This window comes from Geodermatophilus sp. SYSU D00696, from assembly GCF_054050235.1.
In genome coordinates this window covers 50221-67156 of the sequence record NZ_JBJGYY010000022.1, presented here as the reverse complement: position 1 = coordinate 67156, position 16936 = coordinate 50221, and the positions used below count along the sequence as shown (strand labels likewise).

The following is a 16936-nucleotide window of genomic DNA, read 5'->3' as shown; positions in this document are numbered from 1 at the left end:
GCGCGGTGACACGGGACGCGCTCGGCTCCCTCTTCTCCGGGGGTGGGGAGGTGGGCCGGGAGATGGCCGCCCGGGACTGGTCGGCCACGCCCGTCGGCCCGCCGGAGGAGTGGCCCGCGGCGCTGCGCAACCTGGTCCGGATCGTGCTGACGTCGCGGTTCTCCATGTGGGCCGCCTACGGCCCCGAGCTGACCGCCTTCTACAACGACGCCTACCAGCGGGACACCCTGCAGGACAAGCACCCGTGGGCGCTGGGCCGGCCGGCGCGCGAGATGTGGTCGGAGATCTGGGAGGACATCGGGCCGCGGATCGAGTCGGTCCTGACCAGCGGCGTCGCCACGTGGGACGAGGACCTGCTGCTGTTCCTCGAGCGCAGCGGGTACCCGGAGGAGACCTACCACACCTTCTCCTACAGCCCGGTCGACGACGACTCCGGCGCCACCGCGGGGATGCTCTGCGTCGTCACCGAGAACACCCGGCGGGTCCTCGCCGACCGCCGCCTGCGCGCGCTGCACGACCTCGGTGAGCTGTCCACCGCGTCCGTGGGCAGCGAGGCCGACGCCTGCCGGGCCGTCGTCGACGTCCTCGCCCGGCACCGCGCGGAGGTGCCCGTCGCCCTCGCCGTCCTGCGCACCGCCGAGGGCGCCCTGGAGCCGGCCGGGGCCGCCGGGCTGACCGACCCCGCGGTGCTCCTGGGCGGCCCCCTCCGGGAGGTCGTCGAGCGGGTGGCCGCCGGCGGCGCCGCCGAGGTGGTCGCGGGGCTGCGGGCGCGCGCCGGGCAGGCGCTCCTGCCCTCGCCGGTCGGTGACGCCCGCCCCGACCAGGCCGTCGTCCTGCCGATCAGCACCGCGGCGGCCGACGTGCCCACCGGCGTCCTCGTGCTGGGCGTCAACCCCTACCGGGCCTTCGACGCCGACTACCGGGGCTTCGCCGACCTCGTCGCCGGGCACGTGTCCACCGCCGTCAGCGACGCCCAGGCCTACCTCGCCGAGCGGCGCCGCGCCGAGGCCCTCGCCGAGCTCGACCGCGCCAAGACCGACTTCTTCAGCAACGTCAGCCACGAGTTCCGGACGCCGCTCACGCTGATCATGGGCCCGGTCGCGGAGCTGCGGTCCTCCCCGGTGGCCGAGACCGACGCCCGGGTGGCGCAGGAGCTCGAGGTGGTGGAGCGCAACGCCCTGCGGCTGCAGAAGCTGGTCAACACCCTGCTGGACTTCTCCCGGCTGCAGGCCGGCCGCATCGACGCCCGCTTCGAGCCGGTCGACCTCGCCGCGGTCACCGCCGAGCTGGCCAGCGTCTTCCGGTCGGCGGTCGAACGGGCCGGCCTGACGCTCACCGTCGACTGCCCGCCGCTGCCCGAGCCGGTGCACGTCGACCGGGACATGTGGGAGAAGGTCGTCCTCAACCTGCTGTCCAACGCGCTGAAGTTCACCTTCACCGGCGGCATCACCGTGCGGCTGCGCGCGGACGGCGGCGCCGCGGTGCTCACCGTCACCGACACCGGCACCGGCATCCCCGCCGCGGAGCTGCCGCGGCTGTTCGAGCGGTTCACCCGCGTGTCCGGTGCCCGCGCCCGCTCGGGCGAGGGCAGCGGCATCGGCCTGGCGATGGTCCGCGAGCTGGTCGGGCTGCACGGTGGGGAGGTCGACGTCGACAGCACGCCCGACGTCGGCACCACGTTCACCGTCACCCTGCCGCTGGGCACCGCGCACCTGCCCGCCGACCGGCTCGTGCCGCCGGCGCCGGAGGCGCCGGCCCTGTCGGCCGCGGTGACCCCGTTCGTCACCGAGGCGGTGCGCTGGCTGCCCGGCGCCGCCGAGGAGCTCCCGCCACCTGCGTCCGGCGTCCGCGCCGGCCGGGTCCTGGTCGCCGACGACAACGCCGACATGCGTGACTACGTCAGCCGGCTGCTCGCCCCGGTGCACGAGGTGCGGGCGGTGTCCGACGGCCGCGCGGCGCTGGAGGCGGCACTGGCCGACCCGCCGGACCTCGTGGTCAGCGACGTGATGATGCCCGGCCTCGACGGCCTGCAGCTGCTCGCCGCCCTGCGCGCCGACGCCCGCACCTCCCGGGTGCCGGTGCTGCTGCTCTCGGCGCGGGCCGGCCAGGAGGCCGCCGTCGAGGGCCTGGCCGCCGGCGCCGACGACTACCTGGTCAAGCCGTTCTCCGCGCAGGAGCTGCTGGCCCGCGTCGACGCCCACCTCCAGCTCGGCCGGGCCCGCCGGGAGGCCGAGGAGCGGTTCACCACCATGGCCGACCTCGCCCCGGCGCTCATCTGGGTCGCCGACGCGGAGGGCCGGCGGGTGTTCCTCAACGCCGCCTGGACCGGTTTCACCGGCCGGCCCGTCTCCGCCGAGCGCGGCGACGGCTGGCGGGACGGGCTGCACCCGCAGGACCGGGAGCGCTACGACGCGGCCGTCGCCGAGGCGACGGCGCGCGGGGAGGGGTGGGAGGTCGAGTTCCGGCTCCGCCGGGCCGACGGCGCCTTCCACTGGCTGCTCGAGCGGGCCGTGCCGATCGGGGGCGGCGGCGGTCCGGGCGGCTGGGTCGGCAGCTGCACCGACATCAACGCCCGCTACCAGGAGACCGAGCGGCAGACCCTGCTCGCCGAGGTCGGCACGGCGCTGGACCGGGAGACCGAGATCGGCGCCCAGCTCGCCGTGCTGGCCCGGCTGGTGGTCGACCGGCGGCTGGCCGAGGTGTGCACGGTCCGCGTGGTGGGCGAGGACGGCCGGCTGCGCTACGCCGGCCGGGCGGGGGACGACGACGGCGTCCGCCGGGCGCTCGAGGGCCTCGACGCCCACGGCGGGCTGGGCCTGACGGTGCTCACCAGCGGCGAGTCGGTGCTGCGGCCGCACCTGTCGGGGCCCGGCGACGGCGGCGTCCGGCTGGACCTGCGCTCGGCGCTGCTGGTCCCGCTGTCGGTCCGCGGCCGGGTGCGCGCGGTGCTGGCCATGGGTCGGCAGGACGACGCCCCGCCGTTCCACGAGGACGACCGCGTCCTGGCCGAGCAGATCGCCGCCCGCGCCGCCCTGGCACTGGACAACGCGATGCTGCTCGCCGACGCGCGGGCCACCGCCCGCCGGCTGGGGCTGCTGCAGCGGGTGACCGCGGAGCTCTCGGCGGCCACGACGCCCGAGGAGGTCGCCCGCGCCACCGCCGGCCACCTCGTCGCCCAGGTCGGGGACGAATGCCGGGCCGGCGTCTACGAGCTCGACGAGACCGGCCGCGGGCTGCGCCTGCTGGCCCTCACCGGCGACGACGGCGAGGCGCGCCGCCACTTCGCCGAGCTGCCGCTGTCGGCGCCGCTGGCGGTGACCCGCGCGGTCGCCGAGCGGCGGGCGCTGTGGGTCGAGCGGCTCGAGGACTGGCCCGGCCGCGACGGTGGCCTCGACGGCGGGCAGGCCGAGACGCTGACCCGGTTCGGGCTGGCCTCCACCGTGGCGCTGCCCCTGCTGGTGGCCGGCCGCGTGGTGGGCGTGGTCGGCGCCGGGTTCCCGCACCCGCGGTCCTTCGGCCCGGCCGAGCGCGGCATGCTGCTCGCGATCGTCGAGCAGAGCGCCCAGGCGCTGGACCGGGCCCGGCTCTACCGCGCCGAGCAGGACATCGCGCAGACGCTGCAGCTGAGCCTGCTGCCCCAGCGCCTGCCCCGGCTCGAGCGGCTCGCCCTGGCCGCGCAGTACCTGCCCGGCGCCGCGGGCACCTCGGCCGGCGGCGACTGGTACGACGTGGTGGAGCTGGGCGAGGGCCGGGTCGGGATCGCCGTCGGCGACGTCGTCGGCCAGGGGCCGTCGGCCGCCGCCGTCATGGGGCAGCTGCGCAGCGCGCTGTCGGCCGCGCTGCTGCAGGGCTGCCCGCCCGCGCAGGCGCTGGAGCTGCTGGACCGGTTCGCGACCCGGCTGCCCGGGGCGCTGGCCTCGACGGCGGCCTGCCTGGTCCTCGACTGGGAGGCCGGCACGGTGGAGTACGCCCGCGCCGGGCACCCGCCGCCGCTGCTGCTCGACGACACCGGCGCCACCGTCCTCGACGACGCCGGCGGCGCGGTCCTCGGCGTCCCCGGCCGGCCGCCCTACACCGAGGGGCGGGCCCGCGTCGCGCCCGGGACGACGCTGCTGCTCTACACCGACGGCCTCGTCGAGCGCCGGGGCGAGCTGCTGGACACCGGCCTGCAGCGGGTGGCCGACGCCGCCGTGCGGCTGGCCGCGGCCGCACCGGACCGGCTGACCCGCGACCTGCTCGCTGAGGTGCTCGACGAGGACGCGCTGCCCGACGACGTCGCGGTGATCGCCGTCCGGATGACCCCGCCGCCGCTGCAGGAGCGGCTGCCCGCCGACCCCGCGCGCCTGCGCGGCGTGCGGCGTGCGGTCGCGGCGTGGGCGGCCGCCGCGGGCCTGTCCGAGGACGCCGTCGACGACCTGCAGCTGGCCCTCGGCGAGGCGCTGGCCAACGCCGTCGAGCACGCCTACGCCGGCAACGGCGGGGAGGGCCGCTGCGAGTACCGCCTCGAGCGGACCGCCGACGGCAGCGTCGACGTCTGCGTCCGCGACGAGGGCGTCTGGCGCCCGGCACCGGCCGACCGGGGCCACCGTGGCCGGGGCCTGGAGCTGATCTCGGCCCTGGCCACCGAGGTGGAGGTCGCGCGCACCACCGACGACCGGGGGACCGCGGGGTCCGGGACGACGGTGCGCTTCCGGTTCGTCCCGGCCGGTCCGGGGCCCGACGACCCGCCGGTCCGCACGCGGCCCGCTCTCGTCCCCGGGGAACCCCCGCGGGTGACCGTGCACCGGGAGCCCTCCCGCCTGCGGCTGGAGCTCTCCGGCGAGGTCGACCTCGACGTCGCGGCGGGGCTGCGCGCGCAGGCCCTGCAGGCGCTCGAGGACCTCCCGGACGGTGCGCGGGTGGTGCTCGACCTGCGGCCGGTGACCTACCTGGCCAGCGCGGGCGTCGGGCTGGTGCTCGAGCTGTGTGCCGCGGTGACCGCCCGGCACGGCGAGGTCGACGTCCGGACCCGCGAGCGCAGCGCACCGGCCCGGGTGCTGGCCCTGGGCGGGGTCGCCGTCGGGGCGGGCTGACCGGCGCACCCGGCGCCCGGGACCCCACCGGTCTCCACCGGAGGGAGGAGGCCGCGGGCACCCACCGAGCGGTGCGCCCGGTGCGTGTCCCACAATCGACGGGAACGGCCGGGCAGTCGCGGCCCGGACGCTGTCGAGGGGCCAGTGGACCGACCTGCAGGAGCCTCCGCCACGCGGGCGGGGGTGCCGCGCGGTGCGCCCGCCCGCCGCCACTCCCCGCCCGTCGCTCCCGGGGGTCTCCTGCACACCGCCGCGCTGGTGCACTCGGCGGTCGAGGCGGTCGAGGTCGCCACGGCCTTCCTCGAGGAGGGCCTGCGCGCCGGGGACCTGCCGGTCCTCGCCTGCTCGCGCGACACCGCCGGCGCGATCCGCCGCGCGCTCGGCGTCGTGGTCGGCGCGGTCGAGGAGGACCCCCGCATCTGCATGCTCGGCGTCCGCGCCCCCGACGCGATGGCCGCCGCCCGGCGGCTGGTCGAGCGCGCCGCCGGGTCCCGGTCCGGGCGGCTCCGGGTCGTCACCGAGCCCCAGTACGAGGCCGACCCGCGGCGCTGGCGCGAGGTGCGCCGGTACGAGGCCGCGGCCAACGCCCTGGCCGCGACCCTCCCGCTCACCCTGCTGTGCCTCTACGACCGGCAGCGGTTGCCCGCCCAGGCGCTCGAGACGGCGCGGCTGACGCACCCGGAGCTGTTCATGGGCGGGGTGCGCGTCACCAGCTCCGACTACCGCCGGCCCGGGTCGTGCCTGCGCGATCTCGCCGTCGTCCGGGAGCCGGTCGAGGCCGGGGAGCCGGTCTACGCCGTCGACGCCGTCCCCACGCTGCCCCAGCTGCGCGCTGGCCTGCGGCAGGTGCTGGCCGCGGTCGTCCCCGACGCCGACCAGCGCGCCGACCTGCACCTGGCCGCCAGCGAGGTGGCCGCCAACGCCTTCCGCCACGGCCGGCCGCCGGTCTCGGCGCGGGTGTGGGCCGACGACACCGCCGTCGTCTGCACGATCACCGACTCCGGCCCCGGGGTCGCGGACCCCCTCGCCGGCTTCCTCCCCGCGCACGGCGACGACCTCGCCGCCGGCGGCATGGGGCTGTGGCTGGCGCGCAAGCTGTGGGACTCGGTGGACCTGCTGCCCGGGACCACCGGGGGGTTCACCGTGCGGCTGGCCACCACGCTGCACGACACGCGGGCGGGGCGCGGCGCGGCTTGACGCCCGCGATCTCTCACTGCTGAGGTACCGGCGTGGAGGATGCCGTCGACCTCATCCTCGAGCAGTGGGCGCGGGAGCGCCCCGACCTCGACTGCTCGCCGATGGGGGTCATCGGCCGGATCACCCAGCTGCAGCGCGAGGTGCACCTGGCCCAGCGCGCCACCTTCGCCCGGCACGGCCTCGACGCGCCGTCGTTCGACGTCCTCGCCGCCCTGCGCCGGGCCGGTGAGCCCTACCAGCTGACCCCCACGGCGCTCATGCGGACCGCCCTGGTCACCTCCGGCGCCATCACCCAGCGGCTGGACCGGCTCGAGGAACGGGAGCTGATCACCCGCACGCGCAGCGACGCCGACGGGCGGGCCGTCGTCGTCACGCTGACCCCGGCCGGCCGGGAGGCGCTGGACGCCGCGCTGCCCGACCACCTGGAGACCGAACGAGGCCTGCTCGCCGGCCTCAGCGACGACGAGCTCACGCAGCTGGCCGGGCTGCTGCGCCGGTTCCTGGTGACGCTGGGACGGCTGCCCCAGCGTCCCTAGCCGGCAGGGGGCACGTCGTCGACGGTGAGGTCGGGACGCACCCGCACGAAGCGCAGCGGGTGCCGGAACACCCCGGCGGTCAGGGCCGCGTCGGCGCTGACCTCCACGACGGCGACCGGCTCGACCCGGGTGAGGGCGACCGACAGCCGCCCGCCGCCGAAGCGGCCGGTGCCGATCCGGTCGGGCCACGGGTGGTCGGGGCCGGCGGGCGTGAGGACGGCGGCCAGCTCCTCGGCCTGCGCGGGGGAGAGCGGGCCGGTCCGGCCGACGACGACCAGTTCGCCGTCGCGGTAGCGCCCGGCGACGAGCTGGCCGGGGCGCTCGAGCGTGCCGATGACGCCGCCGGCGACGACCTCGGTGGTCTCCCAGGACTTGACCTTCAGCCACTCGCGGCGGCCGCCGGCGTAGCGGGTGGCCGCGCCCTTGGCCACCAGGCCCTCGATGCCCAGCGGGCGCAGGTCCTCGGCCCACCGGCGGGCCTCGGCGGGGTCAGCGGTCACCGGGGAGAGCTGCATCGGGGGCGCCCACCGCTGCGCCAGCTCCTCGAGCGCGGCGCGGCGGGCGCGCAGCGGGCGGCGGCGCTGGTCGGCGCCGCCGGAGGCGAGCAGGTCGAAGGCGACGTAGGAGGCCGGGTGGGCGGCGGCCAGGGCGGCCATCCGCGCCGGCGGGGTGACCAGGCGCCGCTGCAGCAGGCCGAAGTCCAGCCGGTCGCCGCCCCAGACGACGACCTCGCCGTCGAGCACGGTGCCGGCCGGGACCTGGGCGAGCGCGGCCGCGGCGAGGTCGGGGAACCGGTCGGTGAGGTCTCGGCCCTGCTTGGACCACAGCCGGGTGCCGGTGGCGCCGCGGACGACGACCAGCCGGTAGCCGTCCCACTTGGGCTCGTAGCGGCAGCCGCCGGGCAGCGCGTCCGCCGTCGGCAGGTCCCGGACGGGCTTGGCCAGCTCCACCGCGACCGGGCCGGCCAGGTCGGGCGGCAGGCCCGGCAACCCGGGGACGGAGAGCGGCACCCGGTCAGCGTCGGGCCTGCCCGCCGCCCGCGCAGGCTCCTGAGCTGCCGGATCACCCGTTCAGGGCAGGTCGCGACGCTCCGCGACGGCGGCGGAGGCAGGCACGAGCGGAGGCCCGCTGTCGAGGCACGATCGGGTCACGGGACCCGGAGGGGGTGACCCCGAGTGCAGAGTGCCTTTGTAGCGCTAATGGCACCGTAGGAGGTACAGCGCGTAGGCGGCGAGCGAGGGGCCGTCGGTGAACCGGCCCTCGGCGACCATCGCCCTCAGCTCGGTCTCGGGCACGAACGCCGTCACCATGTCGGCCTCGGTGACCTCCCGGGCGGTCGGGCCCGGGGTGAGGCCGGTGGCCAGCCAGACGTCGAACTCCTGCGTCGACAGGCCCGGCGCGAGGTCGAGGTGGCCCAGGTGCTCGAGCCGCTCGGCCCGCAGCCCGGTCTCCTCGGCCAGCTCGGCGCGGGCCAGTTCCTCGGGCGTCCCGCCGCTGCCAGCGGCCAGTGCCTCGGCGGACCAGGTGCCCTGCGGGAACTCCCAGGCCCGGCGGCCCACCGGGTGGCGGAACTGCTCGACCAGCCAGAACCCGTCCCGCTCGGCGGCCAGGACGATGGCGAAGTGCGGCTTCTCGACGACGGAGTAGACGCCGGTCGACCCGTCGGCCCGTTCCACGGTGTCCTCGCGCACCCGGATCCAGGGGTTGCGGTAGATCTCCCGGCTGCCCGTCGTCCGCATGCAGCCGAGCATCGCAGGGGCGGACCATGGGGACAGGAGGTGAGCGGGTGACCGAGCGCAAGCCGGCCGGGGTGTCGTTCGAGACCTGGGTGGAACGGCAGATCCACCAGGCCCAGGAGCGCGGGGACTTCAGCGGACTGCGCGGCGCCGGGCGCCCGCTGCCGGCCTTCGACCCGGACGAGACCGTCTACGACTGGGCGGTGGCCAAGGCCCGCCGCGAGGGCATCACGCCGGCCGAGATGCTGCCGCCCGGGCTGGCGCTGCGCCGGGAGCGCGACGACCTGCCCGCCCGCGTCGCCCCGCTGCCGTCGGAGGCCGCCGTCCGCGCCGTCGCCGAGGACTACAACGCCCGCGTCGAGGCCTTCTGGCGCCGGCCGCAGGAGAGCCGGTGGTCGCCGGTGCCGGGCCTGGCCGACGTCGAGGCGCTGGTGGCGGGCTGGCGGCGCGACCGCCCGCCCCCGCCGCCGGTGGAGGAGGTCCGGGCCGAGGTGCCGCCCCGCCGCCGCTGGTGGCAGCGGCGGCGCGGACGCTAGCGCTCGAGCAGGTGCTCCCGGCCGACGGGCGGCTCGTGGGGCTCGGGCCGGTGGTCGAACGCGTCCCGGTCGCGGGCGCCCAGCGCCGCCGCGTACCGCTGCACCAGCTCACTGTCCACCGGTGGTCCTCCCTCTCCCGGGCACGGCGCCGGGACCACCCGGTCGGTGGTCCCGGCGCCATGGTGGCCGCGAGGGGTGACGGTTCAGTCCGGCGTGGGCACGCGGTCGAGGAAACCGAGGACGGTGCGGATGCGGCCGTCGCCGTCGGTCACCGCGACGTCGAACCCGGTCACCGGCGGCTCGGCGCCGTCGGGCCCGAGGTGCCACGTGAAACGCACCTGGTCGTGGTGGGCGTCGGCGGGTCCGGCGAGGCGGAAGACGAAGGCGGGGAACCGGGACCGGACGGCGGCGATGAGGCCGTCCACCCCGTCCCGGCCCTCGACGTCGGCCAGCGGGTCGGTGTAGCGGACGTCGTCGGTGAACAGCTCGTCGACGAGGGCCCGCCGCGCGGCGGGGTCCTCTTCGTTCCAGGCGTCGAGGTAGCGGTCGGCGAGGTCGGTCGTGGCGGTCATGGCGGGTCTCTCCAGTCCGGATGGGGGTCAGCGGGTGCGGAGGGCGGTGAGCTGCAGGGCGGCGAACCCGGCGACGACGGCGGCCTGGAGCAGCACCCAGCCGGTGCCGGCGGCGGTCAGGTCGAACCGGCCGGTGACGACGGCGGCGACGCTGCCGGCCGCCCACAGCAGGTTGGCGCCGACGACGGCCTCGACGGCCCCGGCCGGCACCGGACGGCGCGCCGCGACCAGTGCGACGCCGGCGGCGAAGGCGAGCAGGAAGGCGCCCAGGCCGCGCAGCGCCCCGGAGGGGATCCCGAGCAGGCCGGTCAGCAGCGGGGCGGCGACCAGGTAGGCGGCGCCGTTGACGCCGGTGACGACGGCGTCCAGGCGCAGCGCCACGCGGAGCAGGTCGAGGGGGCGGCGGGTGGGGGTGGCGGTCGTTGTCATGGGACGACCGTGGAGCCGCCGGGGAGGCGCGTCGATTACCTCGGAGGTAGGCGACGCCCGGCGGCGCCGTCGCTAGCGTCCGTGCCGTGACCACCACCGCCACCGCGCCGCCGGTCGGCCGGCTGCTGCGCGGCTGGCGGCAGCGCCGCCGGCTCTCCCAGCTGGACCTGGCCGTCGACGCCGGGGTCTCCGCCCGGCACCTGAGCTTCCTCGAGACCGGCCGGGCGCGGCCGAGCCGGGAGATGCTGCTGCGGCTGGCCGAGCGGCTCGACGTGCCGCTGCGCGAGCGCAACGACCTGCTGCTCGCCGCCGGGTTCGCCCCCGCCTACGGCCGTCGCTCGCTCGGCTCGCCCGACATGGCCGCCGTCACCCGGGCCCTCGACCTGGTGCTCAGCGCGTACGAGCCGTTCCCGGCCCTCGCCGTCGACCGGTCCTGGGCGCTGGTGACGGCCAACGCCGGCGTGGGGATGCTCCTCGACGGCGTGGCGGCGCACCTGCTCGAGCCGCCGGTCAACGTGCTGCGGCTGAGCCTGCACCCGGAGGGGCTGGCGCCGCGGATCGCCAACCTGCCGCAGTGGCGGGCGCACGTGCTGCACCGGCTGGACCGCGAGGCGCACCTGACCGGCGATCCCGGGCTGGCCGCGCTGCACCGCGAGCTGGCCGCGCTCCCCGGCGGCACCGACCGCTCGACGCCGGACGGGATCGCGGTGCCGCTGCGGCTGCGCGCGGGCGAGGAGGTGCTGTCCTTCCTCAGCACGGTGACCACCTTCGGCACCGCCGTCGACCTCACCGCCGCCGAGCTCTCGGTCGAGGCGTTCCTGCCCGCCGACGAGCGCACCGCCGAGGTGCTGCGGGTGCGCCCGTTCACCGGTGGCGAACCCGCGCCTGCCCGCCCGGTGACGGGGTAGGGCACGCAGCACCCGAACCCCGAGGAGGAGCCATGACCGAGGTCCCGGGCACCGACCGCGACCAGGCGCGGGAGAACGTGCTGCACGAGACGCCGCTGGTCCCCGAGGACGTCGAGGCCGCGGGGGACGACGACCCGCGCACCACCGACCACCCGAGCTACCACGGCGACGACGGCGAGACCGGCGACGAGGCCAAGCCCCCGCCGCACAGCACCGAGCTCGACACCTGATCCGCCGTCGCTCGTGCTCTGCCCCCGATCGGGGGCAGAGCACGACTGCGCCTACAGGACGTCGAACTCGTTGGACGTCGCCCCGCCCGAGAGCCGCGCGTAGCCCGGGCCGCGGTCGAAGAACGGCTCGTCGCCGGTGCGGGCCGCGCGCAGCTGCGCCCGCAGGGCGTCGGTCGCCTCCACGTCGGCCGTGCCGTCCTCGCCGACGACGACGCCGTAGTCGTCACGGGCGCCCCGCACGGACACCTTGCGCCAGGCGATGTCCCGCAGGACCTCGTCGACCGGCCGGTCGAGCGGGTCCCCCCAGCCGCCGCCGCCCGTCGTCCGGATGCGCACGACCGTGCCCGCCGGCAGCGGCTCGGCGTCGGCGAGCGCGTCGACCTCGCGCTCGTCCGGGCCGCCCGGGTCGACGGTCACCTGGAACGGCCGCCCGGCCTTCCCGCCCTTGACGCCCCAGCAGGACAGGATCGAGCGGTCGGCGATCGACATGAAGTGCGCGTCGCGCAGCACCCGGATGTGCTTCTCGTAGCCGCAGCCGCCGCGGTGGCGGCCGGGACCGCCGGAGTCCAGCGCCAGGCCCAGCCGCTCGACGCGCAGCGGGAAGCGGCCCTCGGTGAACTCGGTCGGCAGGTTCCGCGAGTCCGGGACGACGTGGATGGTGTCCTCGCCGTCGGCGTAGTACCGGCCGCCCGACCCGCCGCCGAGCACCTCGCGCATGAGGTAGGGCCGGCCGTCGAGGTCGGTGCCGTAGACGCCGGTGTAGCGGATCGTCTCCTGGTCGGCGGGCATCCGGCCGCCGGTGGCCTTGGCCAGCACGCCGGCGAGGACGCCCAGCAGGCGCAGGATGACGAACGTCCGCGCGTTGGTCGGTGCCGGGAAGACCGGCGTGAGCAGCGTGCCCTTCTCCGGGAACCGCATCTCGATCAGCGGGACGACGCCCTCGTTGACGTCGAGCTCGGCCATCCGCTCGGGCGTCTCGGCGAGGTTGCGCAGGATCGGCGCCAGCCACTTCTTGAGGAAGTTGCCGTCGGCGTAGTCGCCGCAGTGGTTGATCGGGCCCTTGGCCTGCGGGCCGGTGCCGGTGAAGTCGATGACCAGCGGCGTCTCCCGGGTGGAGTCCATGGTCAGCGTGATCCGCTGCCGGTGGAGCTTGGGCTCCTCGACGCCGTCGTGCTCGGCGTAGTCCTCCCAGACGTAGGTGCCGTCGGGGATCTGCGACAGGATCTCGCGCCGGTAGACCTCGGTGGAGTTGGCCAGGATCGCGTCGAAGCACGCCTCGACGGCCTCCACCCCGTAGCGGTCGAACAGCTCACCGAGGCGGCGGGCGCCGGCCAGGCAGGCCGAGCACTCGGCGTCGAGGTCGGCGGCCAGCGAGTCGGGCATGCGCGAGTTGCGGGTCATGATCGCCAGCGCCGCCTGGTTGGGCACGCCGCGGTCCCACAGCTTGATCGGGGGGACCATGAGCCCCTCCTCGTACACGCTGGTCGCCGCGCTGGGCATCGACCCGGGCACCGCGCCGCCGATGTCGTCGTGGTGCCCGAAGGCCTGGACGAAGGCGACGACCCGCTCGGCGCCGTCCACGTGGGCGAACACCGGCACGGTGACGCACAGGTCGGGCAGGTGCCCGATCCCGCCCTCGGAGAGGTAGACGTCGTTGTGGAAGAAGACGTCACCGGGGTGCATGGTCTCGATCGGGTGGTCGCGCACCACCGGGTGCACGAGCGCCGAGTACGACCGGCCGGTGAGCTTGCGCAGCTCCCGGTCGTGGATGCCGGCCCGGAAGTCGTGCGCGTCGCGGATCATCGGCGAACGCGAGGTGCGGCCGATGGAGGTCTCGACCTCCTTCTCGATCGCGGCCAGCGTGCCGGCGACGATCTCGACCAGCACCGGGTCGGCGTCGGCCTTCCCCCCGGTGAGGGTGCCCGTGGGGAAGGCGCCCTGCCGGTCGGGTGAGCTCGCGAGCTCGCTCACTGGCCCGCCTCCTTCGTCAGCAGCAGGTTCCCGAAGCGGTCGACGGTGGCCGCGAAACCGGGGTGCACCGGGACGGTCGAGCCGAACTCCTCGACGACCGCCGGCCCGGCCACCACGTCGCCGGGGGCCAGCCGGGTGCGGTCGTGGGTCGGGGTGTCCACCCAGTCGTCGAAGAACACCCGCCGCGAGCCGGTGACGGCGCGCTCGACGCCGCCGTCGCCGGCGGGCAGCTCCACCACGTCGGGACGGCGGATCGGCCCGATCCCGCTGACCCGGAGGTTGACCCACTCGACGGCCTGGCGCGGGTCGTCGGCGAAGTCGTAGCCGTAGAGCTGGCGGTGGGCGGCGTGGAAGGCCTGCGCGACGTCGTCGGCCGCGGCCCGGTCGAGCTCGCCGTCGGCCACCGGGACGCGGACCTCGAACGCCTGGCCCACGTAGCGCAGGTCCGCCGTCCGCTGCATCCGCTGCTCGGCGCGGTCGAAGCCCTCGCCGTCCAGCGCCGTGCGCGCCTGGGCCTCGAGGTCGCCGAAGACCGACCGCACGCGCGCCAGGTCGAGGTCGAGGTGCCGGCTGACGACGGTCTGCACGTAGTCGTTGCGGACGTCGACGGTCAGCAGCCCGAACGCGCTGACGTTGCCGGGGTTCGGCGGCACCAGCGTGCGGGGCAGGCCGAGCACGTCCATCAGGCGGCAGGCCAGCAGCGAGCCGGAGCCGCCGAAGGTGGTGAGGGTGAAGTCGCGGACGTCGAGACCGCGGGCCACGGTGACCTGGCGCAGCGCGTTGGCCTGGTTCCACGCGGAGATCTCGAGGATGCCGGTGGCGGTGCGCTCCAGCGACAGCCCCAGCCGCTCCCCGAGCGCGGTCAGCCCCGCGCGGGCGGCGTCCACCGACAGCGGGATCTCCCCGCCGAGCAGGTGCGGGGGGATCCGGCCGAGGACGACGTGCGCGTCGGTGACGGTGGGCTGGTCGCCGCCGCCGGGGTAGCACATCGGGCCGGGGTCGGCGCCGGCCGAGCGCGGGCCCACCTTGAGCGTGCCCTCGGGGGAGAGCCACGCGATCGAGCCGCCGCCCGCCCCGACGGTGACGACGTCGATCATCGGGATCTTCGACGGGTAGTCGCCCACCGAGCCCTCGGTGGTGAGCGTCGGCTCGCCGTCGATGACGACGGTGACGTCGGTCGAGGTGCCGCCGCCGTCGCAGGTGAGCACCCGGTCGAAGCCGGCGGTGCCCGCGATGAGCGCCGCGCCCAGGGCCCCGGCGGCCGGGCCGGAGAGCATCGTGGTGATCGGCTGGTGCACGACCTCGCCGGCCGAGAGCACGCCGCCGTTGCTCTTCATCACGTAGAACGGCACGCCCGGGGCGATCTCGTCGAGCCGGGTGCGGATGTTCGTGACGTACGCGCCGACCCTCGGCTTGACCGCGGCGTCGACCAGCGTGGTCACCGACCGCTCGTACTCCCGGTACTCGCGCAGCACCTCGGAGCTGATGCTGACCACGGCGTCGGGGTGCTCCTCGCGGAGGACCTCGAGCATCCGGCGCTCGTGCGCGTCGTCCGCGTAGGCGTGCAGGAAGCAGACGCCGATGGTGGTGATGCCGGCGTCGCGGAAGAAGCGGGCGGCCGCGCGGGCGTCGCCCTCGTCGAACGGGCGCACCTCCTCGCCGTGGTGGTCGAGCCGGCCGCGGACGGTGCGCACCAGGTCGGCCGGCACGATCCGCGGCGGCTTGACCCAGAAGTAGCTGTTGCCGTACCCGTCGGGCACCGACTGCCGGGCGATCTCCAGCACCGACTCGTAGCCCTCGGTCGTGACGAAGCCGATCCGGTCGAGCCTGCCCTCGAGCAGCTGGTTGGTCGCCACCGTCGTCCCGTGGCTGACCGCGGTGACCGCGTCGCCGGGCAGGCCCAGCAGGCCGAGGACCTTGCGGACGCCGGTGAGGAAGCCCTCGGCCGGGTCGGCGGGGGTGGAGGGCGTCTTGGTGGTGGTCGTCGCCCCGGTCTCCTCGTCGACGGCGACCACGTCGGTGAACGTGCCCCCGGTGTCGATGCCGATCCGCACCCGGCGCGCCGCTGCCATGCCCGGATACCTTAGTGCTGAGACATCAGGTCCGGGAAGAGCCGCGCCGAGGGTCCGTGGGTGCTCCGCTGAGCCGGCCCGGCGTCCCGGCGCAGGCACCGGACCGGCCGGTACGGGAACCCGGACCGGCCCGTCGACGTGGGACGGTCACCGTGGTCTCATCCGGTGTGTCGGCGGACGCCGACGGGGGAGGAGCCGACATGGTCCGGGTGCACGGCGGCCGCGAGGACCGCGGCCGGGCCGGGGTGCGCGCCGTCCGCGACGCGCGGGGCTGAGTGGACGACCGGCTGGCGCAGGGGTTCGTCGAGGGCACCGACGCCCTCGTCACCGTCGTGGGCGCCGACGGCCGGATCCTGCTGGCCAACCCCGCGCTGCAGCGCTTCACCGGGCGGTGCGCCGAGGAGCTGCTCGGGCTGCCCTTCTGGGAGGTGTGGGTCGTCCCCGAGCACCGGGAGCTGGCCCGTGACGCCGTCGAGCAGGCGGTGCGGACCGGCCGGGCACACCCCCAGGAGGGGGACTGGCTCGACCGGGACGGCGCCCGCCGGCTGGTGTCGATGCGCAACAACGTCCTGACCGGTCCCGACGGTCGGCCCTTCGCGGTGGCCTGCATCGGCATCGACGTCACCGAGCAGCGGCGGCGGGAGGAGCTGCTCGCGCAGCGGGCCCGCACCGACCGGCTGACCGGCATCGCCAACCGGCACACGTTCTTCGAGGAGCTCACCCGCCGGCTCGACCCGCGGTCGGCCGACCCCTGCGGGGTGCTCTTCTGCGACCTCGACGGCTTCAAGGGGGTCAACGACGTGCACGGGCACGGCGTCGGCGACTCGGTGCTCGTGGAGGTCGCCGCCCGGCTGCAGGCTGCGGCCGGGCCCGGCGACGTCGTCGCCCGCTTCGGCGGCGACGAGTTCGTGGTGCTCTCGCCCGACTGCGACGAGTCCGACGTCGGCGAGCTGGCCGCGCTGGTGTCCGCGCGGGTGACCGCGCCGGTGCCGACCGTGGCCGGGCCGCTGCGGGTCGGGATGAGCATCGGTGGGGCCGTCGGCCGGCCCGGCGACACCCCCGACGACGTCGTCGCCCGCGCCGACCGGGCGATGTACGGGGCCAAGACCCGGCAGCGACGACGTTCGGAGCGATGAAGGACCCCCTTGCCCCCACCGCTCGCAGGCTCGCGGCGGGACCCTGCAACGGGGCCGTTCGAGCAACTACCGGGGGCGGCCGATCCCGGTGGCGTAGAGGACGGCGAGCACCGCGCCCGACGGGACGAACCAGATCGGCCACGGGTAGACGGCATCGCCGTTGCCCAGCGACACCAGCAGCCAGACGACGACGTTGACCGCCACCACGCACGCCCACACCGTGGTGAGCACCCGCATCGTGGTGCCGCCGGCGGTGTCGGAGAAGACCCGGTGCCGGGGAGCCGGCGGCGGCGGGGGCGGCGGCTCGGGCAGGTCGAGGGTGATCCGCTGCAGCTCGCCGCGGGTGCGCGCGGCCCACACCGCCTGCAGCCGCTCGTCGAACTCGTGCAGGTCGAGCTGGCCGTCGCCCACCGCACGGCGCAGCCGTTCCTGGACGGCGGTGCGCTCGACGTCGGACACCCGGAGGTCTGCGGTGCGGACCGGCTCGGTCATGCGCCACATCGTGGCACCGCGGGCCCCCGAGCGGGTCCGTCGTCCGGTG

General features: G+C 76.4%; 16 protein-coding genes. 8 read left to right on the top strand and 8 right to left on the bottom strand.

Annotated features, from left to right (window positions below; translation table 11 throughout):
* The first annotated feature begins 5 nt into the window (after nucleotides 1–5).
* From ACI79O_RS15195 to ACI79O_RS15185, 3 genes are all read left to right on the top strand, one after another.
* Complete coding sequence (locus ACI79O_RS15195) at nucleotides 6–5072, top strand: SpoIIE family protein phosphatase (RefSeq protein WP_456914562.1); 5067 nt, start codon at nucleotides 6–8, stop codon at nucleotides 5070–5072.
* Between the two features lie 84 nt (nucleotides 5073–5156).
* On the top strand, nucleotides 5157–6269 hold the full coding sequence (locus tag ACI79O_RS15190) for an anti-sigma factor RsbA family regulatory protein (RefSeq protein ID WP_456914561.1): 1113 nt from the start codon (nucleotides 5157–5159) through the stop codon (nucleotides 6267–6269).
* Between the two features lie 32 nt (nucleotides 6270–6301).
* On the top strand, nucleotides 6302–6805 hold the full coding sequence (locus ACI79O_RS15185) for a MarR family winged helix-turn-helix transcriptional regulator (protein WP_456876276.1): 504 nt from the start codon (nucleotides 6302–6304) through the stop codon (nucleotides 6803–6805).
* On the opposite strand, the gene ACI79O_RS15180 is transcribed toward ACI79O_RS15185, so the two are convergent.
* Nucleotides 6802–7815, bottom strand: coding sequence for an ATP-dependent DNA ligase (locus tag ACI79O_RS15180; RefSeq protein ID WP_456886371.1), 1014 nt, complete (start codon nucleotides 7813–7815; stop codon nucleotides 6802–6804). The genes ACI79O_RS15185 and ACI79O_RS15180 overlap by 4 nt on opposite strands.
* A 186-nt stretch (nucleotides 7816–8001) precedes the next feature.
* The gene (locus ACI79O_RS15175) at nucleotides 8002–8544 is read right to left on the bottom strand and encodes an NUDIX domain-containing protein (RefSeq protein WP_456886369.1); all 543 of its coding nucleotides are present in this window, start codon (nucleotides 8542–8544) and stop codon (nucleotides 8002–8004) included.
* A gap of 47 nt (nucleotides 8545–8591) precedes the next feature.
* On the opposite strand from ACI79O_RS15175, the gene ACI79O_RS15170 reads away from it, so the two are divergent.
* Nucleotides 8592–9077, top strand: coding sequence for a DnaJ family domain-containing protein (locus tag ACI79O_RS15170; protein ID WP_456886365.1), 486 nt, complete (start codon nucleotides 8592–8594; stop codon nucleotides 9075–9077).
* On the opposite strand, the gene ACI79O_RS15165 is transcribed toward ACI79O_RS15170, so the two are convergent.
* From ACI79O_RS15165 to ACI79O_RS15155, 3 genes are all read right to left on the bottom strand, one after another.
* The gene (locus ACI79O_RS15165) at nucleotides 9074–9196 is read right to left on the bottom strand and encodes a hypothetical protein (RefSeq protein ID WP_456914560.1); all 123 of its coding nucleotides are present in this window, start codon (nucleotides 9194–9196) and stop codon (nucleotides 9074–9076) included. The two genes, ACI79O_RS15170 and ACI79O_RS15165, sit on opposite strands and share 4 nt — an antisense overlap.
* An 84-nt stretch (nucleotides 9197–9280) precedes the next feature.
* Nucleotides 9281–9649, bottom strand: a complete 369-nt coding sequence (locus ACI79O_RS15160; RefSeq protein ID WP_456914559.1) for a nuclear transport factor 2 family protein — start codon at nucleotides 9647–9649, stop codon at nucleotides 9281–9283.
* Nucleotides 9650–9676: 27 nt separating this feature from the next.
* Nucleotides 9677–10078, bottom strand: coding sequence for a hypothetical protein (locus ACI79O_RS15155; protein ID WP_456886357.1), 402 nt, complete (start codon nucleotides 10076–10078; stop codon nucleotides 9677–9679).
* An 86-nt stretch (nucleotides 10079–10164) separates the two neighbouring features.
* Here ACI79O_RS15155 and ACI79O_RS15150 point away from each other — a divergent pair, with 86 nt between their 5' ends.
* Complete coding sequence (locus ACI79O_RS15150) at nucleotides 10165–10986, top strand: helix-turn-helix domain-containing protein (protein ID WP_456914558.1); 822 nt, start codon at nucleotides 10165–10167, stop codon at nucleotides 10984–10986.
* Between the two features lie 32 nt (nucleotides 10987–11018).
* Nucleotides 11019–11216, top strand: coding sequence for a hypothetical protein (locus tag ACI79O_RS15145; protein ID WP_456886353.1), 198 nt, complete (start codon nucleotides 11019–11021; stop codon nucleotides 11214–11216).
* Nucleotides 11217–11267: 51 nt separating this feature from the next.
* Here the strand turns inward: ACI79O_RS15145 and ACI79O_RS15140 are convergent, their stop codons facing one another.
* Together ACI79O_RS15140 and ACI79O_RS15135 are read right to left on the bottom strand one after the other, a co-directional pair.
* Nucleotides 11268–13187, bottom strand: coding sequence for a hydantoinase B/oxoprolinase family protein (locus ACI79O_RS15140; protein ID WP_456914557.1), 1920 nt, complete (start codon nucleotides 13185–13187; stop codon nucleotides 11268–11270).
* Nucleotides 13184–15259, bottom strand: a complete 2076-nt coding sequence (locus ACI79O_RS15135) for a hydantoinase/oxoprolinase family protein (protein ID WP_456914556.1) — start codon at nucleotides 15257–15259, stop codon at nucleotides 13184–13186. The genes ACI79O_RS15140 and ACI79O_RS15135 overlap by 4 nt, the downstream gene beginning before the upstream one ends.
* Before the next feature lie 152 nt (nucleotides 15260–15411).
* On the opposite strand from ACI79O_RS15135, the gene ACI79O_RS15130 reads away from it, so the two are divergent.
* Both ACI79O_RS15130 and ACI79O_RS15125 read left to right on the top strand, forming a co-directional pair.
* Complete coding sequence (locus tag ACI79O_RS15130; protein ID WP_456876287.1) at nucleotides 15412–15534, top strand: hypothetical protein; 123 nt, start codon at nucleotides 15412–15414, stop codon at nucleotides 15532–15534.
* Entirely contained in the window at nucleotides 15535–16395 is an 861-nt protein-coding gene (locus tag ACI79O_RS15125) for a GGDEF domain-containing protein (RefSeq protein ID WP_456886346.1), read from the top strand.
* Between the two features lie 66 nt (nucleotides 16396–16461).
* Here the strand turns inward: ACI79O_RS15125 and ACI79O_RS15120 are convergent, their stop codons facing one another.
* Entirely contained in the window at nucleotides 16462–16887 is a 426-nt protein-coding gene (locus ACI79O_RS15120) for a DUF1707 SHOCT-like domain-containing protein (protein WP_456886344.1), read from the bottom strand.
* Nucleotides 16888–16936 lie beyond the last annotated feature (49 nt).

What these genes read in the sequence shown, in the direction of transcription:
- ACI79O_RS15175 (WP_456886369.1), bottom strand. Translation starts at nt 8,544, where the DNA reads ATGCGGACGACGGGCAGCCGGGAGATCTACCGCAACCCCTGGATCCGG.
- ACI79O_RS15160 (WP_456914559.1), bottom strand. Translation starts at nt 9,649, where the DNA reads ATGACCGCCACGACCGACCTCGCCGACCGCTACCTCGACGCCTGGAAC.
- ACI79O_RS15155 (WP_456886357.1), bottom strand. Translation starts at nt 10,078, where the DNA reads ATGACAACGACCGCCACCCCCACCCGCCGCCCCCTCGACCTGCTCCGC.
- ACI79O_RS15145 (WP_456886353.1), top strand. Translation starts at nt 11,019, where the DNA reads ATGACCGAGGTCCCGGGCACCGACCGCGACCAGGCGCGGGAGAACGTG.
- ACI79O_RS15135 (WP_456914556.1), bottom strand. Translation starts at nt 15,259, where the DNA reads ATGGCAGCGGCGCGCCGGGTGCGGATCGGCATCGACACCGGGGGCACG.
- ACI79O_RS15120 (WP_456886344.1), bottom strand. Translation starts at nt 16,887, where the DNA reads ATGACCGAGCCGGTCCGCACCGCAGACCTCCGGGTGTCCGACGTCGAG.